Annotated in this window: 27 protein-coding genes and 1 pseudogene; 24 read left to right on the forward strand and 4 right to left on the reverse strand. The window is 36.9% G+C overall.

The annotated features are described in order from the left end of the window. Window position 1 precedes the first annotated feature (1 nt). From mraY to DLD54_RS04020, 24 genes and pseudogenes are all read left to right on the forward strand, one after another. Window positions 2-964 (forward strand): phospho-N-acetylmuramoyl-pentapeptide-transferase, encoded by a 963-nt coding sequence (mraY, locus tag DLD54_RS03910; protein WP_109918303.1) that lies wholly within the window; start codon window positions 2-4, stop codon window positions 962-964. A gap of 9 nt (window positions 965-973) precedes the next feature. Beyond that, complete coding sequence (murD, locus tag DLD54_RS03915; protein ID WP_109918304.1) at window positions 974-2,353, forward strand: UDP-N-acetylmuramoyl-L-alanine--D-glutamate ligase; 1,380 nt, start codon at window positions 974-976, stop codon at window positions 2,351-2,353. A 1-nt stretch (window position 2,354) separates the two neighbouring features. After that, entirely contained in the window at window positions 2,355-3,461 is a 1,107-nt protein-coding gene (murG, locus tag DLD54_RS03920; RefSeq protein ID WP_109918305.1) for an undecaprenyldiphospho-muramoylpentapeptide beta-N-acetylglucosaminyltransferase, read from the forward strand. A 17-nt stretch (window positions 3,462-3,478) separates the two neighbouring features. Further along, window positions 3,479-4,336 carry a cell division protein FtsQ/DivIB gene (locus tag DLD54_RS03925; protein WP_109918306.1) on the forward strand — a complete coding sequence of 286 codons (858 nt, stop codon included), beginning with the start codon at window positions 3,479-3,481 and terminating at the stop codon, window positions 4,334-4,336. Between the two features lie 60 nt (window positions 4,337-4,396). Then, a complete protein-coding gene (gene ftsA, locus DLD54_RS03930; RefSeq protein WP_109918307.1) occupies window positions 4,397-5,755 on the forward strand; it encodes a cell division protein FtsA in 1,359 nt (452 codons plus the stop codon). A 14-nt stretch (window positions 5,756-5,769) separates the two neighbouring features. Next, window positions 5,770-7,107, forward strand: a complete 1,338-nt coding sequence (ftsZ, locus tag DLD54_RS03935; RefSeq protein WP_109918308.1) for a cell division protein FtsZ — start codon at window positions 5,770-5,772, stop codon at window positions 7,105-7,107. A gap of 15 nt (window positions 7,108-7,122) precedes the next feature. Further along, window positions 7,123-7,563 (forward strand): cell division protein SepF, encoded by a 441-nt coding sequence (locus tag DLD54_RS03940; RefSeq protein WP_038522343.1) that lies wholly within the window; start codon window positions 7,123-7,125, stop codon window positions 7,561-7,563. Further along, the gene (locus tag DLD54_RS03945) at window positions 7,563-7,868 is read left to right on the forward strand and encodes a YggT family protein (protein ID WP_046327050.1); all 306 of its coding nucleotides are present in this window, start codon (window positions 7,563-7,565) and stop codon (window positions 7,866-7,868) included. Before DLD54_RS03940 ends, DLD54_RS03945 begins: the two co-directional genes overlap by 1 nt. Window positions 7,869-8,039: 171 nt before the next feature. Next, entirely contained in the window at window positions 8,040-8,870 is an 831-nt protein-coding gene (locus DLD54_RS03950; protein ID WP_233559191.1) for a YlmH family RNA-binding protein, read from the forward strand. Window positions 8,871-8,875: 5 nt separating this feature from the next. Next, entirely contained in the window at window positions 8,876-9,631 is a 756-nt protein-coding gene (locus DLD54_RS03955) for a DivIVA domain-containing protein (RefSeq protein ID WP_109919002.1), read from the forward strand. Between the two features lie 220 nt (window positions 9,632-9,851). Further along, window positions 9,852-12,641: an isoleucine--tRNA ligase gene (ileS, locus tag DLD54_RS03960; protein ID WP_109918309.1), complete on the forward strand. Its 2,790-nt coding sequence runs from the start codon at window positions 9,852-9,854 to the stop codon at window positions 12,639-12,641. After that, on the forward strand, window positions 12,641-12,847 hold the full coding sequence (locus DLD54_RS03965; protein ID WP_038522352.1) for a cold-shock protein: 207 nt from the start codon (window positions 12,641-12,643) through the stop codon (window positions 12,845-12,847). The genes ileS and DLD54_RS03965 overlap by 1 nt, the downstream gene beginning before the upstream one ends. Window positions 12,848-12,861: 14 nt before the next feature. Then, entirely contained in the window at window positions 12,862-13,434 is a 573-nt protein-coding gene (locus DLD54_RS03970; RefSeq protein ID WP_038522355.1) for an NUDIX hydrolase, read from the forward strand. Beyond that, window positions 13,427-13,759: a hypothetical protein gene (locus DLD54_RS03975; RefSeq protein ID WP_109918310.1), complete on the forward strand. Its 333-nt coding sequence runs from the start codon at window positions 13,427-13,429 to the stop codon at window positions 13,757-13,759. Before DLD54_RS03970 ends, DLD54_RS03975 begins: the two co-directional genes overlap by 8 nt. 18 nt (window positions 13,760-13,777) lie before the next feature. After that, window positions 13,778-14,473: a 5'-methylthioadenosine/adenosylhomocysteine nucleosidase gene (locus DLD54_RS03980; protein ID WP_109918311.1), complete on the forward strand. Its 696-nt coding sequence runs from the start codon at window positions 13,778-13,780 to the stop codon at window positions 14,471-14,473. 4 nt (window positions 14,474-14,477) lie between these two features. Then, entirely contained in the window at window positions 14,478-15,629 is a 1,152-nt protein-coding gene (locus DLD54_RS03985; protein WP_109918312.1) for a cysteine desulfurase family protein, read from the forward strand. Between the two features lie 53 nt (window positions 15,630-15,682). Then, window positions 15,683-16,024 (forward strand): DUF1831 domain-containing protein, encoded by a 342-nt coding sequence (locus tag DLD54_RS03990; RefSeq protein WP_109918313.1) that lies wholly within the window; start codon window positions 15,683-15,685, stop codon window positions 16,022-16,024. A 5-nt stretch (window positions 16,025-16,029) separates the two neighbouring features. Beyond that, window positions 16,030-17,154, forward strand: coding sequence for a tRNA 2-thiouridine(34) synthase MnmA (gene mnmA, locus DLD54_RS03995; protein WP_162542257.1), 1,125 nt, complete (start codon window positions 16,030-16,032; stop codon window positions 17,152-17,154). A gap of 121 nt (window positions 17,155-17,275) precedes the next feature. Then, window positions 17,276-17,932, forward strand: coding sequence for a histidine phosphatase family protein (locus DLD54_RS04000; protein ID WP_046327054.1), 657 nt, complete (start codon window positions 17,276-17,278; stop codon window positions 17,930-17,932). Next, entirely contained in the window at window positions 17,929-18,576 is a 648-nt protein-coding gene (locus tag DLD54_RS04005) for a tetratricopeptide repeat protein (RefSeq protein WP_109918314.1), read from the forward strand. Before DLD54_RS04000 ends, DLD54_RS04005 begins: the two co-directional genes overlap by 4 nt. Then, the gene (recD2, locus tag DLD54_RS04010) at window positions 18,569-20,947 is read left to right on the forward strand and encodes an SF1B family DNA helicase RecD2 (RefSeq protein ID WP_109918315.1); all 2,379 of its coding nucleotides are present in this window, start codon (window positions 18,569-18,571) and stop codon (window positions 20,945-20,947) included. Before DLD54_RS04005 ends, recD2 begins: the two co-directional genes overlap by 8 nt. A gap of 11 nt (window positions 20,948-20,958) precedes the next feature. Then, a complete protein-coding gene (locus tag DLD54_RS04015; RefSeq protein WP_109918316.1) occupies window positions 20,959-21,354 on the forward strand; it encodes a DUF1828 domain-containing protein in 396 nt (131 codons plus the stop codon). A 104-nt stretch (window positions 21,355-21,458) separates the two neighbouring features. Next, window positions 21,459-21,623 (forward strand): P-loop NTPase family protein, encoded by a 165-nt coding sequence (locus tag DLD54_RS08810; protein ID WP_158593319.1) that lies wholly within the window; start codon window positions 21,459-21,461, stop codon window positions 21,621-21,623. Then, window positions 21,587-21,794 (forward strand): annotated as a pseudogene (locus DLD54_RS04020) (IS3 family transposase); the annotation flags it as partial. The gene DLD54_RS08810 and the pseudogene DLD54_RS04020, both read left to right, overlap by 37 nt. Here DLD54_RS04020 and DLD54_RS04025 read toward each other — a convergent pair. The 4 genes from DLD54_RS04025 to def form a co-directional block, all read right to left on the reverse strand. Next, a complete protein-coding gene (locus DLD54_RS04025; protein ID WP_109918317.1) occupies window positions 21,791-22,741 on the reverse strand; it encodes a diacylglycerol/lipid kinase family protein in 951 nt (316 codons plus the stop codon). The pseudogene DLD54_RS04020 and the gene DLD54_RS04025 overlap by 4 nt on opposite strands. A 47-nt stretch (window positions 22,742-22,788) precedes the next feature. Then, on the reverse strand, window positions 22,789-24,468 hold the full coding sequence (rnjA, locus tag DLD54_RS04030) for a ribonuclease J1 (protein WP_046327058.1): 1,680 nt from the start codon (window positions 24,466-24,468) through the stop codon (window positions 22,789-22,791). A 5-nt stretch (window positions 24,469-24,473) separates the two neighbouring features. Continuing rightward, window positions 24,474-24,698: a DNA-dependent RNA polymerase subunit epsilon gene (locus DLD54_RS04035; protein WP_109918318.1), complete on the reverse strand. Its 225-nt coding sequence runs from the start codon at window positions 24,696-24,698 to the stop codon at window positions 24,474-24,476. Window positions 24,699-24,872: 174 nt separating this feature from the next. Then, window positions 24,873-25,427 (reverse strand): peptide deformylase, encoded by a 555-nt coding sequence (gene def, locus DLD54_RS04040; protein WP_109918319.1) that lies wholly within the window; start codon window positions 25,425-25,427, stop codon window positions 24,873-24,875. Between the last annotated feature and the right edge of the window lie 96 nt (window positions 25,428-25,523).

Below are 25,523 nucleotides of genomic sequence, written 5' to 3' on the forward strand. Positions count from 1 at the left end.
TATGCTGATTATTAGCATTATTGCATTAGTAAGTTCGTTGGCATTCACAGGAATTGTTTTACCTTGGATGATTATTTTTATGAGGTCACATCATGAAGGACAGGAAATTCGTGATGAAGGGCCAAAATGGCATGAAAAAAAATCCGGTACACCAACTATGGGCGGAGTGGTTTTTGTTTTAGCAGCAACCATTTCTACTATTTGGGTTTCTGCATGGCAACATGAAGTATCTAAGTTGATGTGGATATTGCTAATAAGCATGCTGGGTTACGGTATTATTGGCTTTTTAGATGATGGCATCAAACTCTTTTACAAACGTAATTTAGGTTTACGTGCGTGGCAGAAATTTTCCTTGCAAATTTTAGTTGCTCTTATCATCGTGATGATAGCAACAACTGATCATTTTAAATTTAATCTTTATCTGCCGTTTTTCGGCATGGTTAGTAACGTTATCATTTTTACCTTATTCGTCGTTTTCTGGTTGGTAGGTTTTTCTAATGCTGTTAACTTGTCAGACGGTTTAGATGGCTTGGCTACCGGTTTATCGCTTATTGCTTATGCTACATATGCCTATATTGCATTCAAGCAAAAAAACTTTGCGGTACTAATTTTCTGCATGAGTGTTATTGGTGGCTTAATATCATTTTTTATTTTTAATCATAAACCTGCTAAAATTTTCATGGGTGATGTCGGATCGTTAGCCTTGGGAGGCGGACTGGCAGCTGTCAGCATCTTTTTAAATAGACCGTGGTCGCTTTTATTAATTGGAATTGTTTTCGTTTGTGAAACTGCGAGCGTGATTTTACAAGTAATTTCATTTCAAACAACGGGTAAACGTATTTTTAAGATGACACCGATCCATCATCATTTTGAAATGCTGGGTTACTCCGAGTGGAAAGTTGATATTATTTTTTGGTTAGTCGGCTTAATAGGTAGTATTTTATATTTAGTAATATGGGGTTAAAAATAATCAATGAGGCAAGTTAAAACATATCAGGATAAAAAAATTTTAGTTTTAGGCCTCGGTAAAAGTGGTTTTGCAGTAAGTAAATTACTGCTTAAACTTGGTGCAAAGCTGACTTTGAACGATAAGGCTGATTTAAGTAAAAATCAAAATGCGCAAATACTTGAGAAAATGGGTGTGCGCGTTATTGGCGGCAAGCATCCGGTAGAATTATTAAGTCAGGAACATTTTGACTATCTTGTTAAAAATCCTGGAATACCGTATGAGAATCCAATGGTGCAAGAGGCACAAAAATTAAATTTGCCACTAATTACTGAACCGGAAATAGCTCTAAGCGTCAGTGAAGCACCATATATTTGTGTCACTGGTTCTAACGGTAAAACTACCACTGTTATGTTGACACAACAGATACTCGACCGCTATTTAAGCCGAAAAGGTCACCATGCTTATGCTGTAGGCAATATTGGCGTACCTATTTCTTCTGTCGTAGAAAAAGCTACCAAAGATGATATTTTAGTTTGTGAGACCTCAAGCTTTCAGCTTCTTGGTGTAACCGATATTGATCCTGTTATTGCAGTAATTATTGATATTTATAATAACGTGCATTTAGATTATCATAAAACGTTCACCAATTACGTTAATGCCAAACTAAATGTTACTAGAACGCAATCAAGTGCTCATTATTTCTTAGCCAACTTTGATCAGAAGGATATTTTACAAAAGGAAAAGCAAGCAACGAATGCTCAAGTTTTAACTTTTTCCGAAAATGATCGCACGGCAGATTATTTTATTGCAGATGGTTATTTACAAAATCAGCACGGAAAAATCATGAAAACTGCTGCTATGAAGTTGCCTGGCTTACACAATCAGCAGAATGCTCTGGTTGCAAGTGCAATTGCACAATTAATGGGTGCTGCTGATGAGGACATTAGGTCAGTTTTAGCTAGTTTTACCGGGGCGAAGCACCGTTTACAATATGTCATGACCCTTAACGGTCGGAAAATTTATAACGACTCAAAGTCTACCAATATTGAAGCGGCCTCAGTAGCAATTCCGTCTTTTACTGAACCTGAGGTTTGGATTGCAGGAGGACTAGATCGCGGCTTTACCTTTGATTCATTAGTGCCCCTCTTAAAAAAGCACGTGAAGGCTGTAGTTTTATATGGTGAAACCCGTTATTTGCTTGCAGATGCAGCACGTAAAGCAGGTATTGCTAAAATTGTAATTGAAAATACATTGCAGGAAGCAGTGCCTAAGGCGTATGACTTAACCACTGCAGGTGATGTTTTACTATTCTCACCGGCATGTGCGTCATGGGATCAATTTAGGACATTTGAAGAACGCGGCGATTATTTTGTTAACTTTGTGAAGGAATTAAAGACGAAATAAAATGAGAATAATATTTACTGGTGGGGGAACAGGTGGACATATATACCCCATTATGGCACTGATTGAACGATTAAAAGAACGTAATTTAGCAACCGATGATGATATTTTATTTGTTGGAACTAAAACCGGTCTGGAAGCTAAAATTGTCCCGGCAGCAGGGGTCAATTTTAAAACTATTGAAATGCGTGGCTTTTCTCGTAAACATATATTGAGTAATTTTGCTACAATTAACCTGTTCTTAAAAGCCACAAAAAAAGCAGAGAAAATCATCACTGATTTTAAGCCTGATCTGGTGATGGGAACCGGTGGCTACGTCAGCGGGGCGATGGTCTACCAAGCAGCAAAAATGAAAATTCCTACGATGATCCACGAATCAAATTCTGTCGTCGGAGTTGCTAACAAGTTTTTAGGTCATTATGTAGATAAAATTTGCTACACATTTGACGATGCGGCTAAGCAGTTTAGAGAAAAAAAGAAACTGGTCAAAACCGGCAACCCCCGTTCACAGCAGGTGCTCAATTTATCTGCAACCAAGGTTGATATGCAAGAAGAAAGGGGACTAAATCCGCAAATACCGACTGTTCTGGTATTTGGTGGTTCTCGGGGTGCTTTAGCTATCAATAGGATAATGCTGAAATCATTGACTCGCCTTGAAAAGAAACCTTATCAAGTTATCTGGGTAACGGGAACATATTATTATAAGGAAATTGAGCAAAAATTGGCTGGTGTCGATTATGGCAACAGTATAAAGGTTTTGCAATACGTAAAAGATATGCCGGCTCTATTACCAAAAATGATTTGTGTAGTTTCTCGGTCGGGAGCTACTAGTATTGCTGAGTTCACTGCTTTGGGTGTTCCCGCAATTCTAATACCTAGTCCCAATGTAACTCATAATCATCAAATGAAAAATGCACTTGATCTTGAAAAAGCAGGAGCTGCAACGGTGATTGCAGAAGATGATCTTAATATTAATAACTTCATTTCTTCAATAGATCATATTGTGCTTGATCGCAAATACTATAATGAGATGAGTCAGGCATCCAAAAAACTGGGTGTTCCAGATGCTTCAGATCAAGTAATTAAAGTAATGCAAGAAATTTCCCAATAAAAAAGGAGGTGGGGCAGTTGACTAAAAAGCGCGTAACTAAGATAGATCCAAAAGAAAAGTTATCACCTTATTTGGATCATCAATCTAATCGACAAAAGAAAAAGACCAAAGCTAAAACAAAGATCTCTGCCTCACTTTCTCAACTACGTAATGAAAGAAAGTCAGCACTATTAAAACGTTTAGGTCTCCTTGTTGGTATATCACTTTTTGCGATTTTAGTTTTAGGTTATTATATTTCTCCTCTTGCCAATGTTAAAAGTATTCAAATAGAAGGAGAAACCGACCTGCCAGTAAAAGATGTAGTAACTGCTACCGGAATAAAAGCCAGTGATAAGGTCGTTGACTATCTTTTTAATAAGCAAGTTGTAAATAACAAATTATCCCAGAAATACTCTGAAATTAAAAATGTCAATTTTCGGGTGAAACATTTTAATAATTTAGTAATTAAAATTGATGAATATCACACTAAAGGATATATCAAAACAAATAAGGGCTATCGCAAGATACTTTCACATGGCAAATTAGGTAGCCAATATATTCCTTGGTCAAAAGTTAGCTCAGATAAACCGGTTTTTGTCGGATACAATCACGAAATTTCCTTAAAGGAAACTTTAAATTTGTTCAACAGCTTACCGAGTGATTTTCAAGATCAAATCAAATTATTAAGTGGCAATACTCGCAGAAAATCCCAAGTAATATTTTTAATGAAAGATGGAAATGTAGTTATTGGCAACGTTTCTACCCTCAAAAGCAAATTAAAGTATTATAATAAAATAAAAACTAAAGTGGGAAAAAATACTTTGATTGATTTGGAAGTAGGTGCGTTTAGCAGGCCACTTACACCAAACGAAAAGCGAGCTTATGGTTTAACTTAGGCTGATTTTGAGCTCCTTTTATGGTAAAATTTTTTTAAAAGCAGCAACAGGGGGTAAATTTTGGACAATTCAAATTTATTAGTGGGCTTAGACATTGGTACCACAAGTGTGAAAGCGGTTGTAGCCGATTCAGGCAAGGTAATTGGAGCAGTTGCGGTTCCTAATCAAGGGATGCGGCATGGTAATATAGTTGATATTGATGAAACAGCATCTGCTATTAGTAAAGCATTAAAAGAAATAGCTAAAAAAACAAATGCTAATATTTATCGAGTTGTAACTGGTATACCTGTAGGAATGTTGCAGCTTGAAACTGCAAGCGATTTGGTTAATGTAGGCGATAATGGTCAAGAGGTCGGCAATCAGGATGTAATGCGTGTTGTACGTGCTGCAGTCAGATCTGCCGTTAAAAATGAACGCGAACCTATTGCCTTTTTGCCAAGCCGTTTTTTAATTGATGGCAGAACTGAAGTTGATGATCCCCGCAAGATGATTGCTCATTCGCTTTCCGTACAGGGTATCATGCTGACTGCCCCAGCTAGTCCTTTGCATAATATTAAAAAAGCTATTGAACGTGCTGGCTATCGTAACAACTTTTTTATTCCCACCCCACTTGCAATTGCCAGCGTAGCCTTAACTGAAAGTGAACGTCATTTTGGCTCAATTATCCTTGATTTAGGCGGAGGTGTTACTACTGCTACTGTAATTCACAATAATCAGATTAAATATGCCAATATTGATTTCGAAGGTGGCAGCGATATTAGTAATGACATCTCAGTTGTTCTCAGCACTTCAAAAAGAGACGCTGAACAAATTAAATTAGATTATGGTTATGCTGATCCTAATTTAGCCTCAAGTAAAAATAAATTTGCAGTAAATAGCGTCGGTTCCAATGGCCAACAAATGATTGATGAGGAATATTTAAGTGAAATAATCAACGCTCGGGTCATGCAAACCATTGATAGAATTGAAAAAGGTTTAATTAAGCATGATGCCTTGAAATTACCGGGCGGCATTGTGATTACAGGTGGAAGCAGCCTTCTACAAGGTTTTGATAGCATAATTGCTAACACTTTAAACGTCAAAGCCAGAATTTATCAACCAGATCAGATTGGAATGCGCAACCCAATTTACTCAGCTGCTTTCGGTGTTGTGAACTATGCATATAAAATGTCAGATATTGATTTTTTGGTAATTAATGCAATATACGGTAGTAACTCGTTAGGACAAGAAGAAAATTCGTCTCCAAAAAGTACAAAAACTTCTAAAAGAGCGGCTGCTGTTAATGAAACAAAAAGAAAAGAAGAATATAATAGACATGAGTTACTAAAGCGAGAAAAAAGTTCGCAAAGTAAACCGAAAAATAATACGCAAAATAAAGATAAAAGCTTTAAGAGCTTTTTTAAAAAGTTCTTTGATTAAAGGTGGTTAATTAGATGGATTTCACGTTCGATTCAGACGACAATAAAAATGCTGTCATCAAAGTTATTGGTGTCGGTGGTGCTGGTGGTAATGCTGTTAATCGGATGATCGATGATGGTGTGCAAGGAGTATCTTTCGTTGCTGCTAACACTGATGTACAAGCATTAAATAGTAATAAGGCTGAAAATAAAATTCAACTTGGGCCTAAATTGACGAGAGGATTAGGTGCGGGTTCTCACCCAGAAGTTGGTCAAAAAGCTGCAGAAGAAAGTGAGCAGACTATTGAGGATGCATTAAAGGGTGCGGACATGATCTTCATTACTGCCGGTATGGGTGGCGGCACTGGTACTGGTGCTGCACCTATTGTAGCTAAAATTGCGCGAGAGACAGGGGCCTTGACTGTCGGTGTTGTCACTCGTCCTTTTACTTTTGAGGGTCCTAAGCGTTCAAAAAATGCTGCTGAGGGAATTGCGCAACTGAAACAATATGTTGATACATTAGTTATCATTGCCAATAACCGTTTGCTGGAAATGGTTGATAAGAAAACTCCAATGATGGATGCCTTTAAGGAAGCCGATAATGTTTTAAAGCAAGGTGTACAAGGTATTTCTGATTTGATTACTTCCACTGATTACGTAAACCTTGATTTTGCGGATGTTAAAACAGTGATGGCTAACCAAGGAGCAGCTTTAATGGGAATTGGTCGTGCGAGTGGTGAAAACAGAACGGTAGAAGCTACTAAGTTGGCTATTTCGTCTCCTTTACTTGAAGTATCAATTGATGGCGCTAAACAAGTTTTGCTTAATATAACTGGTGGTCCTGATTTAACTTTATTTGAAGCACAAGATGCGTCTGAGATAGTTTCTAAGGCTGCTGGAGATGACGTCAATATTATTTTTGGTACTTCCATTAATCCTAATTTAGGAGATGAAGTTGTGGTAACTGTGATTGCCACTGGAATAAATTCACAAGCAGAAGAAGAAGCTTCTAAGCAGTTACCAGGTCACAGCCACCAGATTAAATCTCATCCTGAAAGTGTTAGTTCAAATAGTACTGCTGAAACAGCTAACAGAACAGTTTCTGAACCAAAATCAGGCTTAAGCAGCGCTTCCGGTTCAGTACAGCAAGCTCCTAAGCATAAACCTATGGTTGATCCGACAAGTGTCTGGGGCTTAGACAATGATAATGAAGGGAATCGTCGTACAAATCCAAGTGAGATAAGTTCGCAGGAAGAAACTTCAAGTTCATTTGATGACGATGATCAGAGCCGAATTTCACAAATCGAAACTAACGCTTTTGATGACGATGATACTGATGACATTCCATTTTTCAGGCATCGTGGTGAAAACTAATAGGAGGCAAAAGTAATGGCTTTTAGTAAAATAGGCAAGTTCTTCGGCGTTGCCAGCGATGATGACGAAATGCTGGAAGATGAATACGGTGAAGAACAGCAGATAGCTGATGAGGACAATCTTAATAACGGTGCAATTGATCGTGACAAGGTAGTTTCTATCAAGTCGGGTATCAGCGCGAATAAGAGTAAGATAGTTCTTTATGAGCCACGTGTATATTCAGATGCAAAAGATGTTGCCCAAAATTTGCTTAGTAATAAAGCGGTAATCATTAATTTTAGCCGAATGGAAGATGCTTCTGCTAGGAGAATTGTCGATTTTATCACGGGTACTGTTTACGCTTTAAATGGCGAAATTCAACGTATTGGGGATAAAATATTTTTGGCTACACCACCAAAGTTTGTTACTAATGGTAAAATTAGTGATTTAGTTGATAAGAAAGATACTTTGAGTTAATGGCAATCAGAATAATATACTACGGAATTTACATACTAAACTATGCCATTTGGATATATAGTATTGTTATGGTGATTGATGCGATTTTAAGTTGGGTTCCTTCAATGCGTGATTCAGCTGTTGGCAGAATAATTAATCGCATTATTGATCCCTACTTAAATCTCTTTCGTAAAGGTCCAATTGAACGGTTATCACAAACTATCGGAATTGATATTTCTTTTTTAATCGGTTTATTATTGCTTTACTTTGTGCAGGATTATGCTATTAAATGGCTTGCGAATATTCTTTTCCGGATATTTGCTTAATTTCAATTTAAAAATGAATAAAATAGCTGATAAAACTCGTTAAACAAAACTTAGCTTTATCAGCTATTTATTTACAATTTACTTACCTGCCTTTACAAGTTTGTTCATGCTATAATTAATCAAAAAAGAAGTTTCATTCTCAAGTGGTTGAGTGTTTTTAGGAGGAATTTTGTGAAAATAGAAAACGTTTATAAGCGTAGCCATTATGCTAAAAACGTTTTATTTAAGAATGATGTTGCTGCAGAAAAAACAGTAGATAAAATGGCTGGTTTTATCAACGACGTTCTTTATAAGCACAACATGGTATTGACAGATTTTTTAAATCCTGGAGAAAGGGATATTCTCAAAAGTGTAGCTGGTGACGATGTTAGCTTGCTCGAATTTGGCGGCTATAATTCTGCCGAAAAAAAGCGGGTATTGTTAGATAATAGTAATTTAGAGTTCTCACCAGCAGCATTTCAAATCACTGTTTTTGCCATTGAATATTCCCAGAAATTTGCCACCTTGACTCATAGTGCAATCTTGGGTTCTTTAGCTAATTCTGGTGTTGAAACATCAACTTTTGGCGATATTATTACCGATGGTGCTGGTCACTGGCAATTTTTTGCTAAAAGTGAATTGAGCGATTTTTTTACCAGTGAAATAAATTATATCGGTCACACGAAGGTGAGATTAAGACCTACCACTAAGCAAAAAGTTCTTACAGTAGAAGATGATAGCGCACAAGCGACTGCCATTGCTTCTTCTTTAAGACTAGATGCGTTAGTAGCTGCTATAACGAAAAAAAGCAGACAACAAACCAAAAGTGATATAGCAAATAATTTGGTTAAATTGAATTGGCATAGTGCAACCAATTTTAATATAATGATTAAAGAAGATGATGTTCTAAGCTTAAGACACTTTGGCAGAATAAAGATTTTAGACGTTAAAACAACTAAGAAAGGTAAATTTAAGGTGGTGTATAAACTGTGGCAGACGAAAAGGAAAAAGAGCAAAGACTAACTCCGATGGAAATTCACAATAAAGAATTTAAAAAGCGGGGCTTCAGTGGATACGATAGACGTGAAGTAGATAGTTTTTTAGATCAAATTATTAACGATTATGGCGATGCTCTTGATCAAACTGTTGATTTAAAAAATGAAGTTGTCAATTTACAAAATCAAGTTTCTGAATTACAGAAGCAAGTCGGTCAATATCAACAAAATGAAAATGCAACTAAAGAAGCAGTAGGTAACGCTAAAATTAAAGCGGAAAGAATCATCAACGATGCAACTGTTCAGGCAAATAATGAGGCTGAACAGGCCAAGATTGATACTGATTATCAGCGTCAGCAGCTTGAATCAATTAAATCCGATTATGATCGTGTTAAAAAAGAGGTTGCTGGTTACCGTAGTTATATTCAAGAGCTTTTACAAAAAGCTATTGAAAATCTTAATGATGAAAAATGGCAAAAAGCTCTTGATAAATACTTTGGTACAGAGCGTTTTTATCCTCCAGATGGTGCAGAACCAATCATGTTAACTGATGAAGAAGAAGAAGTTGACGTTGACGACGATGATGACGATGATGGCATCGAGGTTGACAACGATAGTGCCGATGAAGTAAACTTTGAACAAGACATTGACGAAGATAATGATAGTCCTCAGCCAATGACGGGTGATAGTCCCAGCATTGAAACTGTCAATAATCAAAGCAGTTCTTCCAATACCAATAGTTCAGGTCCTACTGTTATCTTTCCGAATGACTATAAAAATCATAAATAACAAACTGGCAGTAAAACCTAAGAGCAATTCAGCGAATTAGCGCCGGTGTGAGGCTAGTATCAGAGCTCAAAGGTTGATCAGCTGTTAATAATGGTTTGTTACGTAAGTTGTACGATACACAATCAATAAGTGGAGCTTAAAAGCTCAATTTAGGTGGTACCACGATAATTAACCTCGCCCTAATTTTAGGACGAGGCTTTTTTTACAGAAAGGAATAAAAATGCGAGTGAAAGATACTCTTAATTTGGGTAAGACCAAATTCAAAATGAGAGGAAATTTGCCTGTAAGAGAAGCGCAATGGCAAAAAGAATGGGAAGAAAACAAATTATATGAACAGAGATTAAAGTTAAACAAGGGTAAGCCTCGTTTTGATTTGCATGATGGTCCGCCATTTGCTAATGGCAATATCCATATCGGTCACGCTATGAACAAGATCTCTAAGGATATTATTGTTCGTTTTAAAAATATGAACGGCTACTATGCTCCTTACGTTCCTGGCTGGGATACTCACGGCTTACCAATTGAACAGCAACTGACTAAGCAGGGTGTTGACCGCAAGAAGATGAATCTGGCAGATTATCGTCAACTTTGTCAAGATTTTGCTCAAGAAGAAGTCAAAAAGCAAATGGCTGACTTCAAGCGCTTAGGTGTTATGGGTGATTGGGATCATCCATACATTACTTTTCAGCCTGAATACGAAGCAGAAGAAATTCGTGTTTTCGGTAAAATGTTCGAAAAGGGCTACATCTATAAAGGGAAAAAACCTGTATATTGGTCACCTTCAAGTGAGTCAACTCTAGCTGAAGCCGAAGTTGAATACCATGATATCAAGTCACCATCAATTTACGTTTCTTTCCCGGTTAAAGATGGCAAAGGTCTTTTAGACACCCAAAACACTTATTTCTTGATTTGGACAACTACACCTTGGACTATTCCTACTAACCAAGGAATTACTGTAAATCCGGGCTTTGATTATTCAGTAGTTCAAGTTGACGATAAGCGGTATGTTGTTGGTACTGAGCGATTAGAAGCAGTTGCCGCAGAATTGGGCTGGAATGACTACAAAGTTACCCAACACCTAAAGGGTAAAGATATGGATCGTATGGTAGCTAAACACCCACTATATGATCGTGATTCTTTAGTAATGAATGCTTTGCATGTCACTGCCAGTGATGGTACAGGTCTAGTTCATACAGCTTCCGGCTTTGGTGAAGATGACTATAATGTAGCACAAAAATATGGCATTCCAGTTTATAGTCCAATGGACAATAAGGGTTGCTTTACAGCAGAAATTGAAGATCCTGATTTAGTAGGATTATTTTATAATGATGCAAATAAAGTTGTCAGCGAAAAATTAAAGAAGTCAGGCAATCTACTGAAATTAAGTTTCTTTACCCACTCATATCCACATGATTGGCGTACAAAAAAGCCTGTAATTTATCGTGCTACTACCCAATGGTTTGCATCAATTGATAAGTGTCGCCAGCAAATTCTTGACCAAATTGATCAAGTTAATTTCACTCCTTCTTGGGGTAAATTACGTTTGCATAACATGATTAAAGATCGTGGCGATTGGGTAATTTCAAGACAGCGGGCATGGGGTGTTCCTTTGCCAATCTTTTACGCAGAAGATGGTACTCCAATTGTTACGCCAGAAACTATTGAGCATATTGCCCAGATTTTTGCTAAAGAGGGCTCTAATGCCTGGTATAAGAAGACTGCTAAGGAATTATTGCCTGAAGGTTTCACTTCTGAGCATTCTCCAAATGGTAAATTTACCAAAGAAACAGATATTTTAGACGTATGGTTTGATTCAGGGTCTTCTCATCAAGCCGTATTAGCTAAAAGACCTGATTTGCGCTTCCCATGTGATCTTTACCTTGAAGGCAGTGACCAATATCGGGGCTGGTTTAACTCCAGTTTGATTACTTCTGTAGCAGCAAAAGGAATTGCTCCATATCGTGGCATTTTATCTCAAGGATTTGTTCTGGATGAAAAAGGACATAAAATGTCCAAATCTTTGGGTAATGTAATTTCACCAAATGATGTCATCAAGCAAATGGGTGCAGAAATTATTCGTTTGTGGGTCGCATCTGTTGATACTACTTCTGATGTTGCAGTTTCACAAGATATATTGCGTCAGACTTCAGAGAGTTACCGTAAGATTAGAAATACATTCCGCTATATGCTGGCCAATACTTCAGATTTTGACCCCCAAGTCAATCGTGTAGAATACCAAGATCTCAACACAATTGACCAATACATGGAAGTACGTCTTAATGATTTGGTTAAAACTTGTCTTGACAGTTATGAACGTTATGACTTTAATAATGTTTATAAAAAAGTATTCGCATTTATTTCAAATGATCTGTCTGCCTTTTACTTAGACTTTGCTAAAGATGTGCTTTATATTGAAAGTCAAGATAGTCATGCAAGAAGATCAATGCAAACTGTTATCTATGATGCTGCCGTTAAATTGGACAAAATTTTGACACCAATTTTGCCACACACAATGGAAGAAGTTTGGTCTTTCCTTAAAGAAAAGGAAGATTACGTTCAACTTGCAGAAATGCCTCAGGTTGAGACTTATTCAAACCATGATGAATTGACTGAAAATTGGCATAAATTCATGAACTTACGTGATGATGTCTTAAAAGTTCTTGAAGAAGCTCGTGATCAAAAATTAATTGGTAAATCATTTGAAGCTGCGGTTACAATTTATCCAACTGCTGAAATGCAAACAGTTTTAACTAAACTGAACGCAAACTTTAGACAAATTTTAATTGTTTCTAAATTAACTATTGCCTCAGGTGCAGCACCTGAAAATGCACAAAAATTGCCAAACGGTGCTTTTATAGTTGAACATGCTGAAGGTGAAGTTTGTCCACGTTGCCGCATGATCAGAACAGACATTGGTGCAGATAATAAAATACCTATGCTGTGCGGAAGATGTGCTAAGATAGTTGAAGCAGATTACCCCGAAGCAGTTCAAGAAGGCTTTGAAGAATAATGCGTTACGGTAAAGTAAAACAGTTTGACCGAAACAGCAGTTTTGGTTTTATCACCGATGATGAAAATCAGAAATCATATTTTGTTTTTTATACAGCTATTAAAGAAGAAGGTTATCGCCGCTTGCAAGTTGGTCAAAAAGTTAAATACCAACTTGCTCAAGGTAAAAATGGCTTACAATGTGTCAACGTATATTTAGCTGATTAACAGGAAAGTGAATAATGGATTTAACAGAAACTGAAATCTCTTCAAAACAAATTTTTACGGGTCGTATTGTCGATCTTTCTGTAAGAACGATTAAATTGCCCAATGGTGAAACTGCCTCGCGGGAAGTGGTAAAACATCAACCTGCTTCAGCTGCTATCGCAGTGAATGACAAGCAGGAAATGTTGCTGGTCGAACAATGGCGTGAACCGATTAAAGAACTGACTTTAGAAATTCCTGCTGGTTTAATTGATGATACTGATGCTAGTCCACTGGATGCAATGAAACGAGAGCTGAATGAAGAGGGCGGCTATCATGCAGATTACTGGGAGAAAATTACTGAATTTTATTCTTCACCAGGCTTTACTGACGAAAAGCTCTATTTATTTTATTGCGATACATTAACAAAACTGACTGATAAAAAGGCGCTCGACCCAGACGAGTTTCTTACTAGTCATTGGTTTAATTTAGAAGAGTTGAAACGTCTTTCAGCAGAAGGTAAAATTGTCGATGCCAAAACATTGTATGCCATGAGCGTATGGGAAAATATGCTGCTGACAGGCGCTGATACTAAGGAACAAAATGACTGAAAAACGATCTGATTACCGTAAAAAATTAAAACGGCAAAGGGGTAAAAAGGTTCTAAACTCCATCAAGTCTGCTTTTGATGATAGTGATGAAGAAGTTAATGTTAATCCTGAATTTACCCGTGATGCGGATGAAGTTGTGCACACAAACGAGCAGGTTAATGCAGAAACTGGTGAAAAGAAACGAAACTCTCCCAATAGAGAAGCTAAGTCACAGTCACCTACAAGTCAGGAAAAAGCTTTAAAATTAAAGGGCAAACTCAACCGTGCCATTTTAATTGTGGCTGTTTTAATAATTTTGGTATTATTTGCGTTATTTCACTTATAAAATTGAACGAGGGTAAAAATGAAGATAGCAATTATTGTCCCAATGGAAATTGAGGCTGAATATTATCGTAAGTATTTTCACTCTGGTCACAAAGAAATGTTCGGATCTACTACATTCGAGCATTTTTGCGTTAATCAGAATGATGTGTATATTGGTTTGAGCGGAATAGGCAAAGTGCAAGCAGCTATGAATTTAGCTAGTTTACTAAGTCTGGTTGATATTGATTTAGTTTTTATGACCGGTACTGCTGGGTCTTTACAAGATAGTGTTCATAAAGAAGATTTAATTTTGGCAAGTGCTTTTGCGTATCATGATGCCCATAACACTTTGGCTGGTGATTATGTTGAAGGGCAAATACCGGGCGAACCGGCAGTATTTAACTTAGATTCAACTGCTAGAAGTAATTTTGCCCAATTTTTACAGAAAGAAAAGATTGATTATCAAGAAGGATTAATTGTTACAGGCGATTCTTTTATTGGTTCTCAAGTACAAAAAGATAAAATCAAGCAGAATTTTTCTACTGCTTTAGGAGTGGAGATGGAAGGAGCTGCTTTTGCTCAAGTAGCTTATCATTTTGAAAAGCCCTTGATTGGCTTACGTGCCATTTCAGATAATGGTAACCAAGATGCTAACGGCGATTTTGACCATTTTGCTCAAAAAGTTGGTGCAAAAGCCGCTAAAATAATTTGTTCATACATAGAGAAGATGGCTTAAACTAATGACAGAAGTTTATTTAGATAATGCTGCTACAACACCAATGTCAGATAATGTAATTAATGTTATTACGGCTGAAATGAAAAATGACTTTGGTAATGCTTCAAGTACATATGAACTAGGACGAAAGGCTCGTCATGTTGTCGACTTAGCCAGACAAAAAGCGGCACACGCGATAAATGCTTCAGAAAGTGAAATTATTTTTACCTCCGGTGGCTCAGAAAGCAATAATACTGCAATTTTTGGTACAGCTCATAGTCGCCAAAATATCGGCAAGCGTATCATCACAACGAAAATTGAGCATCCGTCCGTTTTAAAACCAATGCAGCAGTTGCAACGGGAAGGCTATGATGTCGTTTATCTGGATGTTGATGAAAACGGGCGTATTTCTTTAGCAGATTTAAAAGAGGCACTTACTCCTCAAACTATTTTGGTTTCAATTATGGCTGTCAATAATGAAATGGGTACAATCAACCCTTTGACGGAAATTGGAGCTATTGTAAAGCCAAGCAATGCTTATTTTCATGTTGACGCAGTCCAAGGCTTAGGTAACATAGACTTAGACGTTGAGAAAATGAATATTGACTTATTGTCAACTTCTGCTCATAAAATAAACGGACCCAAGTTTTTAGGCTTTTTATATGAAAGAAATGCAATTAACTTGCCGCCGTTAGTTTATGGTGGTGAACAGGAAACCAAACGCAGAGCTGGCACTGAGAATGTTCCCGGAATTGCCGGCTTTGGTGAGGCTATCAGTGAAATTGCTGCTATAGATAAGGCGCAACTGCAAAAGAAATATCAAAAGCTGCAAGGTATAATTTTAAATCAACTTGAAGAAGCTCAATTAGACTTTCAAGTAAATGGCGGCATTAAAGAATACGATTCACATCATATCTTAAATTTGTTTTTTAATGATATTTCCACCACCCTTTTACAGACAAATTTGGATTTAGCAGGTTTTGCGGTTTCCGGTGGCTCTGCCTGCACTGCAGGATCAATTGAGCCTTCACATGTACTAGTTGCATGTTTTGGTAAAAAGTCGCCAAGAATTAATGAATCTATTCGGATCTCTTTTGGACGCTTCACTACTGAAAAAGAGGTGCGCGCTTTTGCAAATCAGTTGGTTAAAGTTGTGAGCAAGCTCCAAAACAAATAAAATAATTGCTTTTTAAAGCAGATATGCTTATTATTAGTAAGTGAGGTAAAATTATGGCAAATACAGTTATTATTAATGGTGATACACGCAAGTTTACTCTTAGCCCAGATTTAAAACTCTATGCGTTAATCGATGCGGGCTTTGTTAAAACCGTTAAAGGTAATTTTAGTTATGAACATCCACTTTATAATGAATCGCCATACGATGCCCCAACTAAGTTAAAAATGACCATTAATAAAGAAATGTCTCATTTAACAATGGTTGTGACTGATAAAAATGGTCTGCAAAAGGTTAATATTTTTAAGAATAAGCAATTAGCTCCTACAGTCGAACTTTTAAACTATATTTTGAAAGATTTAGAGGAGCGAAATATTATAGTTGCAGTGAAGGATTGATTAATTTGGCAAAAAGCAAAACAAGAGTTGTTGTTGGTATGAGTGGAGGAGTTGACTCCTCGGTTTCTGCCCTCCTTTTAAAAGAGCAAGGCTATGATGTTATCGGCGTCTTCATGAAAAATTGGGATGACACTGATGATTCCGGGGTCTGCACGGCTACTGATGATTATGAAGATGTAAAAAGAGTCGCTGATCAAATCGGCATTCCTTATTATTCAATCAATTTTGAAAAGGAATATTGGCATCGCGTTTTTGAATATTTTTTAAACGAATATAAAAAAGGGCGCACACCAAACCCTGATGTTATGTGTAATAGCCAAATTAAATTTAAATCATTCTTGGAATTCGCGCTCAATCTTGACGCTGATTATATTGCAATGGGTCATTATGCCAAAACCTTTAAGGACAAGAATGGCGTTACCCATATGATGCGTCCTAAAGATGGTAATAAAGACCAAACTTACTTTTTAAGTCAGCTGAGCCAAGAACAAATTAGTCGTGTGCTATTTCCATTAGCTAACCTGACTAAGCCGCAGGTGCGTGAGATTGCACTTAAAAGTGGTTTAGCTACTGCTAAGAAGAAAGACTCAACTGGAATTTGCTTTATTGGTGAAAGAAACTTCCGTAAGTTTTTGAGTGAGTTTTTACCTGCCCAGGCTGGAGATATGATTACACCAGATGGCAACGTTGTTGGTCAACATGCCGGCTTAATGTATTATACTATTGGTCAAAGATCAGGTTTGGGGCTTGGTTCAACTAAAGAATCAACAGCACCTTGGTTTGTAGTTGGTAAAGACTTGCAAAAGAATCAACTGATTGTTCAGCAGGGCTATGACAGCAAATTGCTCTATGCGACGGAGCTAGAAGCTAGTGATATGTCATTCTTTACTGGCCAACCCGAGCATGATTTTGAGATCCATTGCACTGCTAAGTTCCGTTACCGTCAGCCTGATGTTGGTGTGACCGTATCGTATGATGCAGCAAACAATAAGGCAAAAGTCTACTTTGATGAGCCTGCTCGTGCTGTTACTCCAGGACAAGCATTGGTTCTTTATCAAGGCGAAGAATGCTTGGGTGGCGGCAATATTGATTGTGCTTACCAGAATGAGCAGCAATTACAATTAGTTTAATTTTAGCTATCAAAGGGAATGTCTGCGGCATTTCCTTTTTTGCTTGCTCCTACTCTTTTTCTTTTAAACAAATTAAATGATAAACTAGAAACTAATAGCAACAGAAAAGGATAATTATTTAATGCAGATTTATTTTGTCAGACATGGTAAAACAGAATGGAATTTACAAAAACGTTTTCAGGGGGCACACGGTGATTCGCCACTTTTAACTCAAAGTCTAATTGATATTGGCAAACTGGCTGGTTATTTAAGAGGAACAAATTTTGCCGGCATTTATACTAGTCCCTTAAAAAGAGCAAAAACTACGGCAGAAAATTTCGCTGAAATTTCTGGTTGTAAAGCCCAAATAAATGTAGATGAACGTTTGCGCGAGTTTGATCTGGGAGCGATGGAAGGACTCACTTTTTCTGAAGCCGAAAGTAAATATCCCCAACAAGTTGATGATATCTGGAATCAACCTGCAAAATATGATGGTCACAGTATTGGTGGAGAAAATTATCCGGAAGTAATTGCTCGGGGATTAAGTTTTGGCCAAGAAGTAGCTCACAAGTATCAAGATGATGATAAAGTGTTAGCAGTAAGCCATGGAGCAGCTCTAGGAGCAATTATGGGTGGTTTATTAGGTTACCCGCTAGCTGATATTAGGAAAAATGGCGGTTTAAGCAACACAAGCCTTACTATATTGGAAACAAAAGACAAAGGGCAGACATTCAAAGTTTTGACTTGGAATAAAACAGACTTTTTAGACAGAAAAATGGTGGATTCTGATTCGTTATGACAACAGACAAAAAAGCTGCAGGAGACTCAACTCCTGTTAAAAAGAGAGTACATGAGTTAATTAAGAAAATTGATGCTCACCCGCATAATAGTGAAAACTACTTAAAACTTGCTACCTATTTAACTGAACAGGGCAGTAGCGATCAAGCAGCACAGCTGCTTGAAAAAGCTAAGAACTTAGTTGCTCACCCCCAGGATTTAGATTATGATCTGGCAGTATGTTATTATATGCAGGGTAAATTTGACCAAGCACTCAGTTTACTCAAGCAAATTCCTAATGATGATTTAGTCTTATATCAAAAAGCACTGGTATTTTTTAAAATTGGGCAGAACCAAAAAGCACTGGCCTATGCACTAACTATTAAAAATGTTGATGCCAAAGTCTTAGAGTTAATTGGCGATATTTGGTTAAGTTTGGGAAATATGAAAGAAGCAGAAATGAGCTATAGCAAAATTCCTACTACAAAAAGAACAGCCAAAAGCAATTTTATGTTGGGCATCACAATTTTAACTAGAAGTCGCAAAGAAGCTGAAAAATACTTTGCTAGGTCAAAAAAGCAAGATCCCAAACTTTTTAGCCAAGAGCAAAAGCAATATGCTTCAATCTTAAAATTAGTAAATGAAGCGAGAAAGAAAAATGACTGAATTTACTGGCAAAATTAATCGAATTGTTTTCGAAAACGACCAAGATCTTTATAAAATTCTTGACGTTTCGATCATTGGTCAATTGGAAAATTACGACCGGGATGACATTAAAGTCACCGGTAATTTTGGCGATGTTCAAATAGGAGCAACTTATAGTTTTACCGGTAAGTTGACAGTACATAATAAATTCGGTTTGCAGTTTCACTGCGAAAATTATAAATTGGCTTTGCCACATGAAAAGGGCAGTTTAATTAATTATTTAAGTTCAAATAAGTTTCCCGGAATAGGCAAAAAAGCTGCTGACACCATCGTATCTGATTTAGGGATGGACGCACTGAATGTATTAAAAGAAAAACCGGGGAAAATTGCTACTCTCTCTTTAACTAAAAAGCAAAAGGACAGTTTGCTCAGCGGAATTAACTCAATGGATTCTTATTCGGAAACAGTTTTGCAACTAGCTCAATTTGGCTTAAATAAAAAAGTGGCGGGAAGACTTTATCAACTTTATCATGGCGAAACTTTAACTAAACTGGAAGAAGATCCATATGCCTCAATTGCAGAAGTGACAGGTTATGCTTTCAAAAGTGCCGACCGTATTGGTCAAAAGTTAGGAATTGCTGCTGCGGATCCCAAAAGAGTTAATGGTGCAATTTTTCAAATTTTACTTGATGAAGTAGGAAAAGAAGGCAATACCTACGTTAAGTTGGAAAAGCTTCTGACCGATGCTAAAAAACTACTACAGATTAACCAATTTAATGTCATTGTTGACTGCGTCAATAACTTGCAGCATCAGGGTAAAGTAGTTGTGTTGGGCAATCATGCAGCTCTGCACGAAATATTTGAAACTGAAACAGATATTGCCAATACAATGAAAAACTTGGTTGAAAAGAGTCAAGCGACTGCAAAATATAGTGACAAGGAACTTAATCAGGCGATAACTAAGGCCGAAACCAAATTAAAAATTAAATATGATGCAACACAAAAAGCTGCTATTAAAAACGCTCTGACCCATCCTATTTCAATATTAACAGGTGGTCCCGGAACTGGGAAAACAACTATTATCAATGGTATTCTATTAGCATTGCGTGATTTGGCTGAAATACCATCATCAGCTTTATATAGCTCGGACCCACCGTTTTTACTAGCTGCGCCCACTGGTCGTGCCGCAAAAAGGATGGAAGAGATAACTGGTATTACAGCTAAAACTATTCACCGGTTATTAGGTTTAGGAATTGGTGAAAATGATGCCACCGATCTGAACGAACTCAATGGTGAAATTTTAATTATTGATGAAATGTCAATGGTAGATATGTTTTTATTTAAACAACTTGTATCCAGTATTAATGAGACTAAACATATTGTTTTTGTTGGGGATAAAGACCAGTTGCCCTCTGTGGGAGCGGGAAATGTCTTTAGTGATTTAATTAAGTCGCAAGCTTTTCCGACTACTGTCCTCAAACAAATTCATCGGCAAGGAGACGATTCAAGCATTATTACGCTTGCCCATGATATAAATCTTGGACAGAATAGTGCGGCCTTGTTTAAGAAAACCAACAACTATTCTTTTATTTCCTGCCCGCCTCATGAAGTTTCTCATGTTGTCAGTCAAATAGTTGAGCGCGCCCTAGCAAAAGGGTTTAATCCGGATGATATTCAAGTTTTAGGAGCAATGTACCAAGGCGATGGCGGAGTAACTAATTTAAATAATGTAATTCAGGAAATAATTAATCCTGCAAAACCTACTAGCAAAATACTTGAAATTCATGATGAGAAGTTTCGCATTGGCGACCGCATTTTACAATTACAAAATAATCCTGAAAAAGATATCTATAATGGTCAAATAGGTAAAATTTTAGCAATTGATAATGATAATGCCCAAAAGTGTATGGTTGCTGATTTTGATGGTAGAGAAATTACTTTTAGCAAAAAAGATCTTTTTGATGTAACTAGAGCTTATGCAATTACAATACATAAGGCACAAGGCTCGGAATTTCCGTTAGTAATTCTGAGCTTGACTATGCAAAATTACGTCATGCTTAAACGTAATTTGTTATATACCGCGGTAACTCGTGCTGAAAAAAACCTGGTTTTAATTGGTGATCCGCGTGCTTATGAGATGGCCTTGAATAACTCAGGTAATGACCGCCAAACTGGTTTAACTGCTAAATTGCAAACGGCGCTGAATGTAAAAGTTGACCCTAGCGCAAAGGAAAAGTCCGATAAAAATAGAGATGAGCAAGATCTAGCAGAAACTGACACACTTGCAACTCCAAAACAAGATTATATTTTAACCCCGGAACTGATATATTCAGGTCAAATAGACCCGATGATTGGGATGCAAAATATTAAGTTAGAAACTAAAACGAGATAGGAATTTAAAAAATGGTGCATGAAAACGCTGATTATTCTAGTTTGACCCTGCAAAAAGATATTACTAAATGGATAACACAACATACTAAAGTCTTAGAATTTGGGCCAGATACCCTTGAAATTGAAACAATTTTAAAAGATTCCTTTGGTGAGACTGTCTACTGCTTTGTCGAAAAGGGTCAAAACGGTAGTTTCGATATTAATGATGACGGACGTGCATTATTTAAGTTGGATCCAAGTGCCAGTGATGCCGAACTAATAGATGCAGTGGCAGATTTGGTCTTCAATGCAGGATTTTCTTTTAACGCTGAAAATGGTGTAATCAGTTGTGAAAGTGACCCGCAAGACTTAGTAAAAAATATCATACAGTTAGCCCAAATAGAAGTAAATGTATCATATTTAAATTAAGAAAATGAATTTAAATAGTATTTTTTTATTGCCATTTTAAAAAAAACAATGATTAAATTATTGTTATATTTTTAATTATAGCCTAATCATTAAGGAGCAAAAATATGGCAATAATTTTTGAGCGGGTGAAGAAAAACTACGGCAAAAAGCCGGTCTTTTATGATCTTAACTTTAAAATCCCCTTGGAGCCCACAGTGATTGGTTTGGTAGGACCTAACGGAGTGGGAAAGTCAACCAAATTGATGATGGTTCTGAGGAAGGCTTCTTAGGGATACTCAAACGAGAAATGTTTTACGGTCTTGAAAAGCAATATAAAAATCTCACTGAATTAGAAGATGCAATCAGAGACTACATTGAACATTAGAATCATATTCAAATTAAAAAGACTAACTCCGATTGAATATCGGAGATTAGTCCTTTTTTTAAATGTATTAAATTAGCGCAATAAATTAAAACAAGATACGGAAAATTCAACATTAAATGTATTGCGTTTAATTTCCTCACCATCTACTTGAGCATATTCTTTTTGCCTAGTTTTAACGGTAATTTTTTTAGCTTCAAAATAATGGAATTGGGGATCATAAACATGGGAACCATCTTTAAGCAGATTAATAAATAATTTGACTAATTTTCTCAAACCAAATTTTTCTACTACTACAGTGTCAATTCTATGGCTGTCAATTTTTGCGCTAGGTAAAAGAGGCAAGCCACCACCTAAATAAGGGTGGTTGGTTGTTGTGACCAAGAACGCATCATCAAAATGGACCTTACGTTTATTAGTTTCAATATCGACACTAAAAGTATCCTGTCTAGTAACACTTGCCAGAACGTTATAGCCGTAAATCAATTTTCCTTCATTAAATCTGTTCAGTAATTTTTTTAATTTGGAAATATTGCTATTGTGATTAACAAAAGCATCAAAACCAACACCAAAACTATTGGCAAAGTAGTATTTTTTATCTTCATTAATATCAGGAAAAACAAATGAACCACAATCAATTTGATCGGGCTTAACTCCGCATTTTAAGCGATCAAGTAAAATTTTAGGATCAGCAGTTAAATTGGCTGCACGCCCGAAATCGTTTCCTGTACCAGCGGGCAAATAAGCGATAGGTGTGGCAGGATTACTTGAACGCTTAATGCCATTAAGCACTTCATTGAGTGAACCATCTCCACCAATTACTAATAAAATTTCATTTGAAGAATGTGGTCGATTACCATAGTCTTGAGCGATGCGAATTGCCTCACCAGCGTAATCGCTTGTTCTAGTATCAAAATTAATATTATTATTTATAAGTAATGCAGTAATTTCTTCAAACACAGACTTAGCATGACCGTTGCCTGCAGTTTCATTTACTAAAAGGTGTATCTTTAATTTATTGTTCATATAATTTCATTCATTATACAAAAAAGCCCGTACAAAACAGGCTTTTTTTATTTTTTCTCAACTAACATAGGTAAGATCATTGGCCGTCTTTTTGTTTTAGAATACAGAAAGTCCGATAAGTTAGCGATTATCGCATTGCGGATTACACTGTCTTTTGGGTGTTCCATTTTGTCCATCTCAGATTTTAGCACATGATAAATGTGCTTTTGCGCTTGATTAATTAATTCTGTAGATTCTCTCATGTAGACAAAACCGCGACTTAAAACGTCGGGACCAGCCAGTACACGTTTATGCTTATAATCAACAGTTGCTACCACAACCACTAAACCATCTTCAGATAATACTTGTCTGTCATGGACAACAACATTGCCCACATCAGCAGTACCTGAAGTGTCAACATAAACATCGCCCGCAGGAATGTGACCGGCTATTCTTGATCCTTCAGGACCAAAACAAACTACTTCGCCGTTTTCAAGGACAAAAGTATTTTCTGCGGGGACACCGGCTGCCTGTGCTAATTCAGTATGAATGACTTGCATCCGGTATTCGCCGTGAACAGGAATCATGTACTTGGGCTTGGTCAAACGAACCATCATTTTAAGTTCTTCCTGACCACCATGTCCAGATGTATGGACGTTATTTATTCTGCCATGAACGACGTTGGCGCCACCCTCCATTAATTTATTAATTAAGTGATTCACGCTTAAGGTATTTCCTGGAATCGGGTTAGAGGAGAAAATTACTGTATCTCCTGGTTGCAGACTTATTTGCCTGTGAGTACCGTTAGCTATCCGAGATAAAGCTGCCAGCGGTTCACCCTGAGAACCAGTACATAAAATCATGACTTCTTCTGCTGGAGTATGGTTAATTTCGTTAGCATCAACGATCAAACCATCAGGAACATTTAAGTAACCTAGGTCAATCCCATTTTGCACGCCATTTTCCATGCTCCGTCCAAAAATGGCAACTTTACGTCCGGTATCTTTGGCCGCCTGAATAGCGGTTGAAACACGGTAAAGATTAGAAGCAAACGTGGCGAATATTATTCGACCATGAATTCCTGTAATAATGTCATGTAGCGATTTGGCTACAAAACGTTCGGACTTGGTAAATTGCGTTACTTCAGCATTAGTCGAATCAGATAATAAAGCTAGAACACCTTCGTTACCTAATTTAGCCATTTTTTGAAAATCAGGGGCTGGCTGATTCATGACGGGTGTTAAGTCAAATTTGAAGTCACCAGTAAACACGACTGCACCCAGCGGAGTATGAACGGCTATACCCAGAGTATCAGGAATAGAGTGGGTAGTTCTAAAGAAAGTCACTGTTAATTTTTTGAATTTAAGGACAGTGTCTTCATGCTCCTCGTGCAATTCTGTTGTCCGCAGAATGCCGTGTTCTTCGAGTTTTCCTTTAATAAGTGCCAAAGCAAAAGGAGTGGCGTAAACCGGAATTTCTGGAATTTTTTCCAGTAAAAACGGAATACCGCCAATATGGTCTTCGTGACCGTGACTCACAACAAGTGCTTTAATTTTTTTCCGATTCTTAATTAAATACGAATAATCAGAAATTACATAATTAATACCAAGAAGATCATCTTCAGGAAACTTAATACCACAATCCATGATAATAATTTCATCTTGGTATTGAACACAATACATATTTTTGCCTATTTCGTGCAACCCCCCGATTGCAACGACGGCAACTTCATTATTTTTAATGCGCACGAAAACTACTTCTTACTCTCAAAAGAGGTCAATTTAAAGTCGGCATGTTCTTTTTCGTAAGTTAGCGAATTTCCGGCCAATTCTTGGATGAGTTCAATATTATAGGGGGTATTCTCCTCAACCATAGTCCTTGCTGCCACCATATTATCGGCTTCAAGGTAAAGAGTCTTGGTTGTCTCCCGTCTAGGGTTGACAACCTTGTCTTTTTGATACAAAACTTTGTAGATCATATTTGTATTCTCCTTATTCAGTTTATAAAACGTTCATATTTTGGATAACAAAAAGTACCCAATAGCTAATAAAATTCTACCATACATAAGAAATCAAGTATAGAATCAAGTTCTAGTAGCTTTATTAAAAAAACCGTCAAATCAAAAAAGACGGCTTAAATATTTTTAAAACAATTAATAAATTATAACAGTATCATCATCCAGTTTGAAAGGATCTTCCTTATTAATGCGATCATAAAACAGATGTCCCCGTAAATGTTCGATTTCATGGGATGCTACAATTGCAGGATAATCTTTTAAGCGTACGGTTTTTTCTTCTCCGGAGACAGTGTAGTAGTGGACCTTTAGCTTGTCAGGTCTAGGGACATACCCGTCAATTACCTTATCAACACTTAAGCAGCCTTCACCTTCACTGAGACATGCTTGCCTAACAGATTCAGACAATATTTCGGGATTAACAAAAGTTTCCTTAAAAATTATATCACCCTTATCGTTAGGAACTAATAGTGAAGCCATTTGGACACTTTCACCTACCTGCGGAGCTGCTAAGCCTACACCCGCTCTTAGTTGGTGTTTTGCGGCAATTTTAGGATCTTGAGAGTTAACAAGATACTCCATCATTTCTTTAGCTAAGTTTTTGTAGTGTTCACTTAAAGGAAAAGTCAATGGTTTAGCGACTTTACGTAACACAGGATTACCATCCCGGGTAATATCTTTCATTAATATCAATTAAATTCACTCTTTCATAAAAGTTTATAGTTATATTTGTAACATAAAGTAAACTAATTTGTCTGCTTTTTATTCTATACTAAATTTTTAATTTGA

This window comes from Lactobacillus helsingborgensis (genome assembly GCF_003173695.1).
GTDB classification, from domain to species: domain Bacteria; phylum Bacillota; class Bacilli; order Lactobacillales; family Lactobacillaceae; genus Lactobacillus; species Lactobacillus helsingborgensis.

Excerpts from the sequence above, each read along its gene's own strand:
- mraY (WP_109918303.1), top strand. The coding sequence starts at position 2 with ATGCTGATTATTAGCATTATTGCATTAGTAAGTTCGTTGGCATTCACA.
- murD (WP_109918304.1), top strand. The coding sequence starts at position 974 with ATGAGGCAAGTTAAAACATATCAGGATAAAAAAATTTTAGTTTTAGGC.
- murG (WP_109918305.1), top strand. The coding sequence starts at position 2,355 with ATGAGAATAATATTTACTGGTGGGGGAACAGGTGGACATATATACCCC.
- ftsZ (WP_109918308.1), top strand. The coding sequence starts at position 5,770 with ATGGATTTCACGTTCGATTCAGACGACAATAAAAATGCTGTCATCAAA.
- DLD54_RS03940 (WP_038522343.1), top strand. The coding sequence starts at position 7,123 with ATGGCTTTTAGTAAAATAGGCAAGTTCTTCGGCGTTGCCAGCGATGAT.
- DLD54_RS03945 (WP_046327050.1), top strand. The coding sequence starts at position 7,563 with ATGGCAATCAGAATAATATACTACGGAATTTACATACTAAACTATGCC.
- DLD54_RS03955 (WP_109919002.1), top strand. The coding sequence starts at position 8,876 with ATGGAAATTCACAATAAAGAATTTAAAAAGCGGGGCTTCAGTGGATAC.
- ileS (WP_109918309.1), top strand. The coding sequence starts at position 9,852 with ATGCGAGTGAAAGATACTCTTAATTTGGGTAAGACCAAATTCAAAATG.
- DLD54_RS03965 (WP_038522352.1), top strand. The coding sequence starts at position 12,641 with ATGCGTTACGGTAAAGTAAAACAGTTTGACCGAAACAGCAGTTTTGGT.
- DLD54_RS03970 (WP_038522355.1), top strand. The coding sequence starts at position 12,862 with ATGGATTTAACAGAAACTGAAATCTCTTCAAAACAAATTTTTACGGGT.
- DLD54_RS03975 (WP_109918310.1), top strand. The coding sequence starts at position 13,427 with ATGACTGAAAAACGATCTGATTACCGTAAAAAATTAAAACGGCAAAGG.
- DLD54_RS03980 (WP_109918311.1), top strand. The coding sequence starts at position 13,778 with ATGAAGATAGCAATTATTGTCCCAATGGAAATTGAGGCTGAATATTAT.
- DLD54_RS03985 (WP_109918312.1), top strand. The coding sequence starts at position 14,478 with ATGACAGAAGTTTATTTAGATAATGCTGCTACAACACCAATGTCAGAT.
- DLD54_RS03990 (WP_109918313.1), top strand. The coding sequence starts at position 15,683 with ATGGCAAATACAGTTATTATTAATGGTGATACACGCAAGTTTACTCTT.
- DLD54_RS04000 (WP_046327054.1), top strand. The coding sequence starts at position 17,276 with ATGCAGATTTATTTTGTCAGACATGGTAAAACAGAATGGAATTTACAA.
- DLD54_RS04005 (WP_109918314.1), top strand. The coding sequence starts at position 17,929 with ATGACAACAGACAAAAAAGCTGCAGGAGACTCAACTCCTGTTAAAAAG.
- recD2 (WP_109918315.1), top strand. The coding sequence starts at position 18,569 with ATGACTGAATTTACTGGCAAAATTAATCGAATTGTTTTCGAAAACGAC.
- DLD54_RS04015 (WP_109918316.1), top strand. The coding sequence starts at position 20,959 with ATGGTGCATGAAAACGCTGATTATTCTAGTTTGACCCTGCAAAAAGAT.
- DLD54_RS08810 (WP_158593319.1), top strand. The coding sequence starts at position 21,459 with ATGGCAATAATTTTTGAGCGGGTGAAGAAAAACTACGGCAAAAAGCCG.
- DLD54_RS04025 (WP_109918317.1), bottom strand. The coding sequence starts at position 22,741 with ATGAACAATAAATTAAAGATACACCTTTTAGTAAATGAAACTGCAGGC.
- DLD54_RS04035 (WP_109918318.1), bottom strand. The coding sequence starts at position 24,698 with ATGATCTACAAAGTTTTGTATCAAAAAGACAAGGTTGTCAACCCTAGA.